This window comes from Actinomadura sp. KC216 (genome assembly GCF_004348535.1).
GTDB lineage: Bacteria > Actinomycetota > Actinomycetes > Streptosporangiales > Streptosporangiaceae > Spirillospora.
In genome coordinates, this window is the sequence record NZ_SMJX01000266.1 from 1 (window position 1) to 11,615 (window position 11,615).

The following is an 11,615-nucleotide window of genomic DNA, read 5'->3' on the forward strand; positions in this document are numbered from 1 at the left end:
GAACAGCGGGACCGCGACCGCCGCCGACACCGTCAGCAGCCCGTACCGCCCCGCCAGGAAGACCACCCGGTCCGGGCCGGACAGCTCCAGCGCCGCGCCGCCCGCCAGGTCGTCGCCCACGGGATGCCCGAACGGCCCCCAGAACGCCATGGCCAGCGCGGACATCAGATAGACGGCGAACGCGACGGGCATCCAGACCGCGTACCAGAGGCCGTCCTGCGCGTCCCCGATGACGCGGAGGTCCAGCGAGTGCGCGGCCAGCGCCGCCGTGATGAGCGCGAACATGTGCGGCAGCTCGTACGCGAGCCCCTGCGCGATGAACCGGTACCCGCCCACCAGCCCGAACGCCGAGTTGACGCCCCATCCGGCGAGCCACACCGACGCCCACGCCACCACCTCCATGGCGTTGAACCAGACGACGCCGATCGAGGTGTCCACCGCGGCGCGATCGCCGAACGGCACCACCAGCGCCGCGAGCGCCGCCGCCACCGGCAGCGAGATCACCCCGACCCTGGCGAGCAGCATGTCGGCCCGCGCCGGGACGCGCCGCTGCGTCGTCAGCAGCCGCGCGACCTCGTGGAACGGCTCGGCGGGACGTCCCGCGAAGGCCGCGTTCAGCGACGCGGCCGCCACCGCCAGCACGCCCAGGGCCAGGACCTCAACCATCGGCGGCCGTCCCGAGATCCGGATCGAGACCGGCGACGATCAGCCGCGCCTCCGCGAGCCCGGCCCCGTCGAGCAGCGACGTCAGCACCGCCACCGCCTCCCGCCACGGCTCGCGCGCCCGGCCGGGCCGTCGCCCTTCGAGCGCGGCGCCGATGTCCCGCAGCCGGCCGTCCAGCCGTTCCTGGACGTCCGCGACGTCGCGGATCATCCAGCGCAGGGCCCGCGACCGCCCGACCCTTCGCGCGAACGGGCCGAACCGCTTCGCCAGGACGTCGTCCGGGACGCCCGCCAGCGCGTCGTCCCGCAGCACGGCCGCTCGCTCGCCCGCCGCCTCCCAGCCCGCCACCCGCAGCAGCCGCGACACGCTGTCGAGACGCCGCGCCGCTTGCCGCGTCGGCGCCCGCGTCCCGTCCTCGTCCCAGAACGACCCGCTCGCCGTGTCGACGGCAGTGACCTCGGCCGCCTGGACGACGTCGCCCTGCAACGTCAGATCGACCCGCAACCCCGCCGGCCAGTGCGCCAGGACAGGCCCGAGCGGCACGTGCAGCACGTCGAGGCGCAGCCCGTCACGGTCGTCCGCCCGGTCGGCCATGGAGACCTCGTCCAGTTCCAGCGGAGGCCGCGACCCGTCACCGCCCACCTCGGCCAGGTCCGCCGAGGCCCGGACGCGCGGCTCCGGCATGTCCCGCCAGACGACCTCGATCGCCTCCGCCAGCGCGTCACCCGGATCGCCGCAGACCACGAGCATCCCGGTCTCCGCGGGCGATAGCGCGGCCCGCCATCCGCGCCGCCGCAGCCCGGCCTCGACCCGCAGCCGGTCGGCCGTCCCGTCCGCCGCCGACACGACGAACGGACGCGGAGTCGCGAAGGCCCTCAGACCCACCGCAGCGCCCCCTCGCGCCACGCGTACAGCACCCCGACGAGGATCAGGCCCAGGAAGAGGAACATCTCGACGACCGCCTTCACGCCCACGGACGCGACGACGAGAGCCCACGGATACATGAAGACCATCTCCATGTCGAAGGCCAGGAAGACCATCGACACCGTGTACCACCGCACGTGGTACCGCGACAGCGCATGTTCGGCCGGACGCGCCCCCGACAAGAACGGTCCCGCCTCAAGGGCCTCGCGAGGGGCCGCCGCCCACGAGACGGCATAGACGGCGGTGATGAGCGCAGCGACCAGCCCCACCACCGAAAGGACGACAACGAACGGCGCCATTGCCCCTCCGGGGTACGGGTTACCTCACCACCACCTGCACCTCTACCTGATCAGGAACCCGCGAAACATCCGGTCACCCGTGCCCGCTGTGGCCTCCGTGCCCTCCGTGGCGCTCCCGATCGGCGGCCGCGGCGCCGAGGATCATCTCGTCCACGACCCAGCGGGCCTCCGGGGACAGGTCGACGAGCGCGCGCAGCACCTCGGGCCGGATGATGCCGTTCTCGACGTCCCGCCGCAGCGCCTTGAGCGTGAGGTCCTCCCCGATCGGCTCGGCCTCGCTCGGGAAGCCGAAGAACCCGATCGGCACGCCGAAGAACGTGGCGAGCGCGGTGAGCGTCTTGAGCTGCGGGTTCTCCTGCCGTCCCGTGCGCAGCTTCCACACGGTGGTGGACGAGATGTCCTCACCGGTGAAGCGCGCGATGGCGGCGGCGGTCTCCACGTTGTTGCGCGGCGGCTCCGCGTGCGCGGGCCACAGGTTCCGGATCAGCCACTCGACCTTGTCGGCCAGCGAGGCGGCCGGCGACACCCCGTCGGTGCGGTCCCGCATCATGCCCTCCCAGCCGCCGTACTCAATGATTTTAGTTGACCACATAACATGCCGGTCAGCCAAGGACACACGCCCCCTCCCTGAAGTCGCACCGTGATCTCCCTCTCAGGTCTCGCCCTCTCCTCCCACCCGGTGAACTTTGCCAAGAACCGTTGCAAAGGGTCTTTGCAACTTCTACGGTCCGAGGCATGAAGGAACGACCACCGCCCGAGACGATCACCGATCCGCGGCAGGTGCGGCTGCTCGCGCACCCGCTGCGGCAGCGGATCGCCGAGATCATGCGGCGCGGCCCGGTCTCGTCCACCACCCTCGCCCGCGAGCTCGGCCAGAGCACCGGCGCGACGAGCTACCACCTGCGGCAGCTCGCCAAGCACGGGTTCATCGAGGAGGTGCCGGAGCTGGCGCGCGGACGGGAGCGCTGGTGGCGGGAGGTGCCCGCCGACCGGCGGCTGCCGCCGCGCAGCGAGCAGTCCCCGGAGCTGCGCCGGGCGGTGGACGAGCTGACCCGCCTGGAGTTCGCGAACGAGCTCGACATGCTCGCCCACTACCAGCGGGAACGCGACCGTCTCGGCGAGCCGTGGTCGGACGCGCTGCTCTTCTCGTTCGCGACCGTCACGCTCCGGCCGGACGAGATCCGTCCCTTCTTCGAGGAGTACATCGCGCTCCTCTACCGCTACAAGCGCTCCGACGACGACCCGCCGCCGGACGCCCGCACCTTCCACGCCCGATTCCTGGCATTCCCGGAGATCTGAGGTCCGGGCCGCCGAGTTGCCCCTCGACGGCCCGGACGGGCGAGGCCCGCATCACCACGCCGAACGGCGTGTTCTCACGCGACAACGAACCCCACGGAAAGGAGAGCACTCCATGCTGCTCTCACGCAAACACCGGCCGCCCGCCCCGCGAGGCCGCCTGCTGAAATGGGCGGTGCTGCTGCTCTGGGTCGCGATCACGGTCCTGGCCGTCCCGGCCGCGAGCCGCCTGCCGGACGTCGTCGAGGGGAAGGCGTCCGCCGAACTCCCGCGCGGCGCCCAGTCCACGAAGGTCGAGGAGCTGACCCCGCGCTTCCCCGGCGGCGAGCTGGCGCCGGGCATCGTCGTCTACGCCCGCTCCTCCGGCATCACGCCCGCCGACCGGGCGAAGGCCGAGTCCGACCGCCGCGCCCTCGCCCCCATCGCCGCGCGGCCGATCGCACCGGCGCAACCGTCCGGCGACGGCAAGGCGCTCATGCTGAACGTCCCGCTGCCGGACGACGACACCCTCGCCGACAAGGCCGAGAAGCTACGCGACCAATCCCAGGCCAACGCACCGGGCGGCCTCGACATCCGCCTGACCGGCCCCGCGGGCTCGGCCCTCGACGTCGGCGACGCCTTCGAGAACATCGACAAGCCGATCTTCATCATCACGATCCTCGTCGTCACGGCCGTCCTGCTGCTCACCTACCGCAGCCCGATCCTGTGGCTGCTGCCGATCGTGAACGCGGCGATCGCGCTCCAGGTCGCGAACGCGGTCGTCTACCTCCTCGGCGAGCACGCGGGCCTCTACGTGGCGGACGGCATGTCCACCATCCTCAACGCGCTCGTGTTCGGCATCTCGACCGACTACGCGCTGCTGCTCCTCGCCCGCTACCGCGAGGAACTGCGCCGCCACGCCGACCGGCACCGCGCGATGGCGATCGCGCTCCGCCACGCCGCCGCCCCGATCATCGCGTCCGCCGCGACGGTCTCGCTCGGGCTGCTGTGCCTGCTCGCGGCCGACATGGGCTTCAACTACGCGCTCGGCCCGATCGGCGCCATCGGCGTCCTCGCCGGCCTGGTCGTCGTGATGACCCTGCTGCCCGCCCTCCTCGTGATCTTCGGACGCTGGATCTTCTGGCCCCGCATCCCCCGCCACGGCGACGCCCCGCCGGCCCGCGGCGCGTGGGACCGCGTCGGCCACCGCATCGCGGCCCGCCCCCGCCTGGTCTGGATCGGCGGCCTCGCCGTCCTCGGCGCCCTGTCCGCCGCCGCCCTCGGCATCAACACGGGCCTGGACCGCGCGCACTTCCTCACCGACACGCCCGGCTCCGCGATCGGCGAGCGCCTCCTCGCCGATCACTACCCCGGCGGCCAGGGCCGCCCACTCCAGGTCATCACCGAGAAACCGGACACCCCCCAGGTCACCGCCGCCCTCCGCGACGCCGACGGCGTGGCCCGCGTCGAGAACCCGCAGCCGTCCAGGGACGGCCGCCTCACCAGGATCGAGGTCGTCCTCGACGCCCCGCCGGACAGCGCGGCGGCGAAGCAGACCGTCCGCGACCTCCGCCGGACGATCCCGGCCGCCACGATCGGCGCCAGCACGGCCGGCGAGATCGACCTGGCCGACGCCCAGTCCCACGACCGGCGCATCGTGATCCCGCTCGTCCTGGCCGTCGTGTTCCTCATCCTGATCGCGCTGCTCCGCGCCCTGCTCGCCCCGATCCTGGTGATCGCGACGGTCGTCGCCTCCTACTTCGCCGCCCTGGGCGCGTCCTGGCTGCTGTTCCGGTACGCCTTCGACTTCCCGGCCCTGGACACGCAGGTCGCGCTCATGGGCTTCCTGTTCATGGTCGCGCTGGGCGTGGACTACAACCTGTTCCTCGTCGCCCGCGTCCGCGAAGAGGTCGGACGGACCGACCACCGCACCGGCGTCCTGCGCGGCCTCGGCGTCACCGGCGGCGTGATCTCCAGCGCCGGACTCGTCCTGGCCGCGACGTTCGGCGTCCTCGGCGTCATGCCGGTCACGATGATGGTGCAGATAGGCGTCCTGGTCTCCCTCGGCGTCCTCCTGGACACCTTCTTCGTCCGCTCCGTCATCGTCCCGGCCCTGGCCCTGGACACCGGCCCCCGCTTCTGGTGGCCCGCCCATCCCAAAGCACGCCGAACAAACGGCGGAGACCCCACACCCACAGATAGAGTAAAGGCGAATACAACCGGGACTGACTAGCCCGGACCATGCAGCGATACCGGGAGGCAGGAACAATGCTGACTCCCGGTGTCGCGCATGAGACCCTCCTCTCCAGAAGAACGCTTCAACTCTGGGCCGTCACGTTCTTGACGTGCTTCGGAATCGCCTCGGCCGCCGCCGGGCTGATCGAGGCATTGTTCAATGACCCCTTCAAGCCGTTCGGCGCCTATTACCTCGGCGCCGCCCTCCTCGGCTGCTGCACGATCGCCACGGCCCGGGTGTGGCCGCGCACGTCGTTCTCCCGCTACTTCCCCATCCCCGGGACGACGATCACGATCGTCGTCGGTGACCTCTTCGACCAGGACGGCCACCTCGTCGTCGGCATGAACGACACCTTCGACACCGACACCGGCTCGGTGATAGCCCCGCACAGCATCCAGGGCCAAATGCTCGCCCGCGAGTACGGCGGCGACCTCACATGGCTGGACGAGGACGTCGAAAAGGCCCTACGGGACGTCCCGCCGACCCGCCTGGAATCACGCACCGACCGCCCACGAGGAAAGCTGGCGAGATACCCGATCGGAACCGTCGCCGTGATAGGCGAAAGGCACAGGAGATTCTTCTGCGTCGCCTATTCCACCACGGACAACGGCAACGTCGTCCACTCGTCCCTCGACGACCTGTGGCAAAGCCTCTCCGGCCTCTGGGAGGCCGTCCGCCTCCACGGTGAACGGCGAACCGTCTCGGTCTCCGTCCTCGGGACGGGCCTCGCCCGGATCAGCAACCTGCCGCCCGGCGACCTGATCCGCCTGATCCTCATCTCCTACATGGCGGCCAGCCGCGAAGCGGTCATCGCCGACCAGCTCCGCCTGGTCATCCACCCGCCCCTGGCCGCCAACCTGAACCTCCAGGGGATCGAGGACTTCCTCTCTGCTCAGTGAGAGCCGTCCTCCTCCCCTTGCCGGAGTTGAAGACCGGCCGCGATACCGATGCCGCGCTCGGTCAGGAAATAGCGTTCGTCATTCCGCCCCAGCACCCCCGAAACGATCAGAGGACGCGGCCGAGCTTCCCGCACGTGCCAGCCTTCCCGCTGCTGTCGACGCCGACGACCATCAGCACCGCAGCACGCTCGCCGGGCACATCGGTGTGATCTGGCACGCCACGGCAACACCCAGGTCGGCGAGGACCAAGGTTTCTCCGATCTCCTCCCAGGCGTCCCGCACCCGGCGGCCCGGTGCCGCTTCAGGTCTTGCTGGCCGTCACCATTACCGGGTGGCCGTCGGGGTCGGCGACGTAGGCGATGCGCTCGCCCCAGGGGGTGTCGGCGGGCGGCACCAGCACCGGATGTCCGAGGGCGGCGAGCTCTTCGACCGAGGAATCGACGTCGTCGCAGTACACGCACAGCTCGAAGAAGCGGCCGGAGATCGGCCGCTGCGGCAGCCCGTGGATGCCCGCGCCGCCGTCCGGCACCACGCCCAGGCCGATGGACGAGCCGTCGCCCAGCCGCAGCGCGACGAAAGTCGCCGTGCCGTTCTCCTCGAACCGGTAGGTCTCCTGGAAACCGAGTGCGTCACGGTAGAACTCAAGCGAGCGCTGCAGATCGTCGCAGGCCAGCATGGGGAACGCTGAACGAAACTCCATGCCCCGCGACGCTACCGCCGACCACTGACAATCACCGAGTCCCGCTCCCTAGTCTGGCGGGATGCGGCTCGACCTGATCACGGTTGTCGTGGACGACTACGACCCGGCCATCGAGTTCTTCACCGGCGCCTTGGGCTTCGACCTGGTCGAGGACTCGCCCTCGCGCACCGGCGACGGCCGCCCCAAGCGGTGGGTGGTCGTCCGTCCGCCGGGCGGCGAGACCGGGATCCTGCTGGCCCGCGCGGACGGCGACCGCCAATCCGCTGTCGTCGGGGAGCAGGTCGCGGGCCGCGTCGGATTCTTTCTCCGTGTCGATGACTTCGACGAGGCCCACCGACGCATGAAGGCCGCAGGCGTCGTCTTCGCGACCGCACCCCGCACCGAGCCTTATGGGCGGGTCGCCGTGTTCGTCGACATTGCAGGCAACCGGTGGGACCTCCTAGGCCCACGCCCATCTGATCAGTGACTTCGGTGCGACATGGTCGTGCAATAACCTGGATCCGTTCGAGTACGGTCAGCGGGCACGGGCGCTGGTCGCCAAGTTCCGTCTAGCGTACGGCTACCAGTCGGCCACTCTGGAACGCGATGTCACCCGGGCCGCGTTCGTCGCGGCGGACGCCGAGAACGAGGCCGCGCGCGGCTGACCGTCCACAAAGCAAAAACCGCAGATCCGATCATCTGCGGTTGCGTCCTGGCGTACCCCCGAGCGGATTCGAACCGCCGTTACCGCCTTGAGAGGGCGGCGTCCTAGGCCACTAGACGACGGGGGCGTGTGTCCGCGGAAGGCAGACGCAGCTGGGGTACCAGGACTCGAACCTAGACTAAGTGAACCAGAATCACTCGTGCTGCCGATTACACCATACCCCAGGGAGGTACGGGCGCCCCGGGCCGGTTGGGGCCGGGTCGCTCGCGCCTCGATGAGAATACAGGACCTTGGGACTGCGACCAAAACGATTACCGCAGCGGCTCGCCGGGCCGGAGCCCCCGTGCTTTCCGGCCCGGCGAGCCGTCATCCGGGCGGGTCGGTGAGCCGGTCCGCGGGCGGGGCCGCGGGTTCGATGGCGAAGAGTTCGAGCTGGATGTCGTCGGGGTCGCGGAAGCACAGGACGGGCCCGAAGGGCGTCTCGGCGACCGGCGAGCAGGTGACGCCGAGGTCGGTCAGGCGGGTGTACCAGCGGTCGAGGGCCGCGCGGTCGGGGACGGCGAAGGCGAGATGGTCGAGGCCGGTGCGGCGGTGGTCGAAGGGGCCGGTGGCGTCCCGGTGCTGGACGAGGCCGAGGACGGTGAGGCCGTCGGGGAGGATGCAGATCGTCTCCAGCCAGCGGTCGTCGTCCTGCACGTGGAACGGGGTGAACCCGAGGATGTCCCCGTACCACTGGACGCTCTTGTCACGGTCGGTGACGGAGAGGGAGAGGTGGGAGAGGCCGGTGACCGACGGCGGCGGCATACGCGCTCCTTACTCCGGTTCGGAGTGTCGAGAATACTCTGGATCGGAGTATCTTCAAGGCCCATGGCGAGGGAACTGACGACGACGTCCTACGCGATCCTGGCGTTGCTGGCCGTCCGGCCATGGACGACGTACGAGCTCAAGGAGCAGATGAAACGCTCCATGCAATCAATGTGGCCGCGCGCGGCGAGCGTCCTCTACGAGGAGCCGAAGAAGCTGGTCGAGCACGGGCTCGCCCGGTCGCGCACCGAGTACACGGGGCGGCGCAAGAGCACGGTCTACGAGATCACCGAAGAGGGCCGGGCGAGTCTCCGGCGGTGGATGGACGAGCCCGGCGCCGGTCCCGTGATGGAGTTCGAGGCGATGCTCAAGGTGGCCTTCGCCGACCAGGGCGATCTGGAGCAGCTGCGCACGACGCTGCGCCGGATTCGGGACGACGCCGAGCGGCGCGTCGCCATCACCGAGGCCAGGATGGCCGAGTACGAGGAGGGCGGCCCCTACCCGGACCGGCTCCCCGTGATCGCGCTGCCGGCACGGTTCCTGCGGGAGCAGAACGCGCTGCTGCTGCGCTGGGCCGAATGGGCGCTGGCCGAGGTGGAGCACTGGGACGGCGTGACACCCGACACCGGCGCCCGCGTCCCGCCGGACGCGTTCAGCGGATAGCGGCGGGACGCGGGCGGTGCGGCAGCCCGTCAGCGGGTGAACTCGGGTGGGCCTATGTGGCGCCGGCCCCAGTCGACGAGGGGGCGCAGCCGGCGCCACGAGTCCCGGACGCGCTCCACCACCTCCGGAGTCTCCATCCACGGGTCGGCGGGCCAGCCCTCGTGGGCGTAGAGGGAGCGGTGGCGGAGGAGGTCCAGCCGCGGGTGGTCCACCGGTGTGCCGCGCGGGCGGGTCTTGAGCCGGTCCCCCGCGATCTCCATTCCGGCGGAGCGCAGGTCGTCCACGATGCCCTGGAGTTCCGGGCCGTAGATGTCGGAGCCGACCGCTTCGCGGTAGCGGCGGAGCTGGTCGGGCGAGGGCGCGTACATGCCGCCCGCGACCATCAGCCCATCCGCGTCGACCTGGACGTAGAAACCCTCGCTCGTGTGGCCGCCCTGATGCGTCTTGTAGGGCGACTTGTCCTTGCTGAACCGGACGTCCCGGTAAGGGCGGAAGAGCTTGACCGCGCCGAACTCCTCCTCCAGCTCCGCGCACAGCTCGGCCAGGGGTTGGCGCACATGGCGCTCGTACGTTTCCTTGTGGGCCGTCCAGTACGCCTTGCTGTTGTCGGCCTGCAAGCCCTCGTAGAACGCGAACGCCTCATCGGAAAAGCCGGTGAAGCCGCTGGAGCCGCTCGCCATGGCGCCTCCCTTCAGTCGCGGGCGACGACGCGGTTGGTCAGGCTGCCGATGTTCTCGACGGTGACGGTCACCTCGTCGCCGATCTCCAGCGGTCCGACGCCTGCGGGCGTGCCGGTGAGGATGACGTCGCCGGGCAGCAGCGTCATGACCTGGCTGACGTACTCGACCAGGGCCGGGATGTCGTGCAGGAGCAGGGACGTGCGGGCGTCCTGCCGGACCTCCCCGTTGACGGTCGTGGTGATGGCGAGGTCGGCGGGGTCGGCCTCTGTCTCGATCCACGGGCCGATGGGGCAGAACGTGTCGAAGCCCTTGGCCCGCGTCCACTGCCCGTCCTTCGCCTGGAGGTCGCGGGCCGTGACGTCGTTCGCGCACGTGTAGCCGAGGATGACCTCGGCGGCGCGGGACGCCGGGACCTCGCGGCACATCCGGCCGATGACGACGGCCAGCTCGCCCTCGTAGTCGACCCGCTCGGACAGCTTCTGCGGGTAGGCGACCGCCTCCCCCGGGCCGATCACGGCGGTGGACGGCTTGGAGAACACCACCGGCTCGGCGGGCGGCGCGGCACCGCCCATCTCGCGGACGTGGTCGGCGTAGTTCTTGCCGATCGCGATGACCTTGCTGGGCAGGATCGGCGCGAGCAGCCGGACGTCGGCGAGCGGGAACCGCTGCCCGGTGAAGGTCAGATCACCGAAAGGGTGGGCCGCGATGGCGGCGACGGTGTTCTCCTCCACCACGCCGAAGGACATGCCGTCGTCGGTGGAGAACCTGGCGATACGCATGGTCGAGAGCCTAGCCAATGCCGGGGGCACGCCCCCGGCCCCCCTGAAACCGCCCTGGAACCGCGGGTTCTCAGAAGCCGCAGGGGCGGCCGTTGAGGCGGCAGGCCTTCGGGGTGGACGTCGTGCCCGACGCGCCGAACTGGACGTCCCACGTCCCGCCCGGCGGGATCGCGGGCGCGCCGTCCAGGTTCCTGATCTCGGCGTTCGCGCCGCCCTTGACGAGCCGCGCGCCCCAGATGTTCTTCACGGACGCGCCGGGGACCTGGAACGTGAGGCGCCACGTCCGCATCGGCCGGTCGGTGCGGTTGGTGATGACCATCCTGCCCTCGAAGTACCCCTGGCTCTGCTGGACGAGCGCGTACGTGATGCCGTCGCCCTCCAGCACGGGGCCGATCGGCACGCTCGGCGCGGCCGGTGCCCGGGTCGCGGGCGGCTGCCCCGGCACCCCGCCCGCGGGACCGGTGGACGCCGGAGGTGACGCGGGCTGCCCGCTCGGCGGCGGGCCGCCGGGCTCGCCGGGCGAGGCCGGAGCGGAGGTCGCCGGGGCCGACGGTGCCGGCGCGGCCTTCCCCGTCGTCTCGGAGCCCCGGTTGTACAGCAGCACCGCGGCCGCGGCGATGGCGAGGAGCAGCACCAGGCCGATCAGCGCGATCAGCAGCACGCGACGGCCCGAACGGGACCGCCCGGACGGCCCGGACGGCGGCACTCCCCCGGACGGCGAGGCGGCGGCGTGCGGCATCGCCGGTGCGGTCGCCTCGGCGGAGGGCGGCGGCGCGTACGCGTGCGCCAGACCAGGAGCGGGGGCCGTGGAAGGGGCGGGTGCGGAAGGCGCTGTCCCGTGGCCGGGATCCGATGACTCCGCCTCAGCGCCGAACTGCTCCGTCCACGGCGCTTCGTCGCCCCGGGTGGGCACCGCCTGCGGCTCGGCGGGCGGGGGCGGGGGCGGCGCCTGCTCGTGCATCGCCGCCTGCTCGGCCGCCGGAGCCTCGTGAATTTCGTCGGGCACCGTGGCCGGATCAGCGTCCTGGGCGGGCTTCTCGAACGTCACA

14 protein-coding genes and 2 tRNA genes are annotated in these 11,615 nt (G+C 71.2%); 5 read left to right on the top strand and 11 right to left on the bottom strand.

Going from position 1 to position 11,615, the window contains the following annotated elements; all coding sequences use genetic code 11:
• The 4 genes from E1264_RS32530 to E1264_RS32545 all read right to left on the bottom strand — a co-directional run.
• A partial coding sequence (locus E1264_RS32530; RefSeq protein ID WP_132179611.1) for an NADH-quinone oxidoreductase subunit H occupies positions 1-666 on the bottom strand: 666 nt, incomplete at its 3' end.
• Entirely contained in the window at positions 659-1,549 is an 891-nt protein-coding gene (locus E1264_RS32535) for a hypothetical protein (RefSeq protein WP_132179613.1), read from the bottom strand. The genes E1264_RS32530 and E1264_RS32535, both read right to left, overlap by 8 nt.
• Positions 1,540-1,887: an NADH-quinone oxidoreductase subunit A gene (locus tag E1264_RS32540; protein ID WP_132179615.1), complete on the bottom strand. Its 348-nt coding sequence runs from the start codon at positions 1,885-1,887 to the stop codon at positions 1,540-1,542. Before E1264_RS32540 ends, E1264_RS32535 begins: the two co-directional genes overlap by 10 nt.
• Before the next feature lie 73 nt (positions 1,888-1,960).
• The gene (locus E1264_RS32545) at positions 1,961-2,434 is read right to left on the bottom strand and encodes a hypothetical protein (protein ID WP_207936518.1); all 474 of its coding nucleotides are present in this window, start codon (positions 2,432-2,434) and stop codon (positions 1,961-1,963) included.
• A gap of 188 nt (positions 2,435-2,622) precedes the next feature.
• Between E1264_RS32545 and E1264_RS32550 the strand changes: the two genes are divergently transcribed.
• From E1264_RS32550 to E1264_RS32560, 3 genes are all read left to right on the top strand, one after another.
• Complete coding sequence (locus E1264_RS32550; protein WP_132179619.1) at positions 2,623-3,186, top strand: helix-turn-helix domain-containing protein; 564 nt, start codon at positions 2,623-2,625, stop codon at positions 3,184-3,186.
• 112 nt (positions 3,187-3,298) lie between these two features.
• Positions 3,299-5,395: an MMPL family transporter gene (locus E1264_RS32555; RefSeq protein WP_132179621.1), complete on the top strand. Its 2,097-nt coding sequence runs from the start codon at positions 3,299-3,301 to the stop codon at positions 5,393-5,395.
• 35 nt (positions 5,396-5,430) lie between these two features.
• Complete coding sequence (locus E1264_RS32560) at positions 5,431-6,297, top strand: macro domain-containing protein (RefSeq protein WP_132179623.1); 867 nt, start codon at positions 5,431-5,433, stop codon at positions 6,295-6,297.
• 301 nt (positions 6,298-6,598) lie between these two features.
• Here the strand turns inward: E1264_RS32560 and E1264_RS32565 are convergent, their stop codons facing one another.
• Positions 6,599-6,997: a VOC family protein gene (locus E1264_RS32565; protein WP_207936520.1), complete on the bottom strand. Its 399-nt coding sequence runs from the start codon at positions 6,995-6,997 to the stop codon at positions 6,599-6,601.
• Between the two features lie 61 nt (positions 6,998-7,058).
• Between E1264_RS32565 and E1264_RS32570 the strand changes: the two genes are divergently transcribed.
• Positions 7,059-7,463 carry a VOC family protein gene (locus E1264_RS32570; RefSeq protein ID WP_132179625.1) on the top strand — a complete coding sequence of 135 codons (405 nt, stop codon included), beginning with the start codon at positions 7,059-7,061 and terminating at the stop codon, positions 7,461-7,463.
• A gap of 231 nt (positions 7,464-7,694) precedes the next feature.
• On the opposite strand, the gene E1264_RS32575 is transcribed toward E1264_RS32570, so the two are convergent.
• The 3 genes from E1264_RS32575 to E1264_RS32585 form a co-directional block, all read right to left on the bottom strand.
• Positions 7,695-7,767, bottom strand: a tRNA-Glu gene (locus tag E1264_RS32575).
• 25 nt (positions 7,768-7,792) lie between these two features.
• A tRNA-Gln gene (locus E1264_RS32580) sits at positions 7,793-7,864 on the bottom strand.
• A gap of 142 nt (positions 7,865-8,006) precedes the next feature.
• Positions 8,007-8,444 carry a VOC family protein gene (locus E1264_RS32585; protein WP_132179627.1) on the bottom strand — a complete coding sequence of 146 codons (438 nt, stop codon included), beginning with the start codon at positions 8,442-8,444 and terminating at the stop codon, positions 8,007-8,009.
• A gap of 63 nt (positions 8,445-8,507) precedes the next feature.
• Here E1264_RS32585 and E1264_RS32590 point away from each other — a divergent pair, with 63 nt between their 5' ends.
• On the top strand, positions 8,508-9,107 hold the full coding sequence (locus tag E1264_RS32590; RefSeq protein ID WP_132179629.1) for a PadR family transcriptional regulator: 600 nt from the start codon (positions 8,508-8,510) through the stop codon (positions 9,105-9,107).
• Between the two features lie 29 nt (positions 9,108-9,136).
• Here E1264_RS32590 and E1264_RS32595 read toward each other — a convergent pair whose 3' ends face one another.
• The 3 genes from E1264_RS32595 to E1264_RS32605 form a co-directional block, all read right to left on the bottom strand.
• Positions 9,137-9,787 (bottom strand): DUF2461 domain-containing protein, encoded by a 651-nt coding sequence (locus E1264_RS32595; RefSeq protein WP_132179631.1) that lies wholly within the window; start codon positions 9,785-9,787, stop codon positions 9,137-9,139.
• Positions 9,788-9,798: 11 nt separating this feature from the next.
• On the bottom strand, positions 9,799-10,566 hold the full coding sequence (locus E1264_RS32600) for a fumarylacetoacetate hydrolase family protein (RefSeq protein WP_132179633.1): 768 nt from the start codon (positions 10,564-10,566) through the stop codon (positions 9,799-9,801).
• 70 nt (positions 10,567-10,636) lie between these two features.
• On the bottom strand, positions 10,637-11,615 hold a 979-nt coding region (locus E1264_RS32605), incomplete at its 5' end, for a cellulose binding domain-containing protein (protein ID WP_207936522.1).

What these genes read in the sequence shown, in the direction of transcription:
- E1264_RS32540 (WP_132179615.1), bottom strand. Translation starts at nt 1,887, where the DNA reads ATGGCGCCGTTCGTTGTCGTCCTTTCGGTGGTGGGGCTGGTCGCTGCG.
- E1264_RS32545 (WP_207936518.1), bottom strand. Translation starts at nt 2,434, where the DNA reads ATGCGGGACCGCACCGACGGGGTGTCGCCGGCCGCCTCGCTGGCCGAC.
- E1264_RS32550 (WP_132179619.1), top strand. Translation starts at nt 2,623, where the DNA reads ATGAAGGAACGACCACCGCCCGAGACGATCACCGATCCGCGGCAGGTG.
- E1264_RS32555 (WP_132179621.1), top strand. Translation starts at nt 3,299, where the DNA reads ATGCTGCTCTCACGCAAACACCGGCCGCCCGCCCCGCGAGGCCGCCTG.
- E1264_RS32560 (WP_132179623.1), top strand. Translation starts at nt 5,431, where the DNA reads ATGCTGACTCCCGGTGTCGCGCATGAGACCCTCCTCTCCAGAAGAACG.
- E1264_RS32565 (WP_207936520.1), bottom strand. Translation starts at nt 6,997, where the DNA reads ATGGAGTTTCGTTCAGCGTTCCCCATGCTGGCCTGCGACGATCTGCAG.
- E1264_RS32570 (WP_132179625.1), top strand. Translation starts at nt 7,059, where the DNA reads ATGCGGCTCGACCTGATCACGGTTGTCGTGGACGACTACGACCCGGCC.
- E1264_RS32585 (WP_132179627.1), bottom strand. Translation starts at nt 8,444, where the DNA reads ATGCCGCCGCCGTCGGTCACCGGCCTCTCCCACCTCTCCCTCTCCGTC.
- E1264_RS32590 (WP_132179629.1), top strand. Translation starts at nt 8,508, where the DNA reads ATGGCGAGGGAACTGACGACGACGTCCTACGCGATCCTGGCGTTGCTG.
- E1264_RS32595 (WP_132179631.1), bottom strand. Translation starts at nt 9,787, where the DNA reads ATGGCGAGCGGCTCCAGCGGCTTCACCGGCTTTTCCGATGAGGCGTTC.
- E1264_RS32600 (WP_132179633.1), bottom strand. Translation starts at nt 10,566, where the DNA reads ATGCGTATCGCCAGGTTCTCCACCGACGACGGCATGTCCTTCGGCGTG.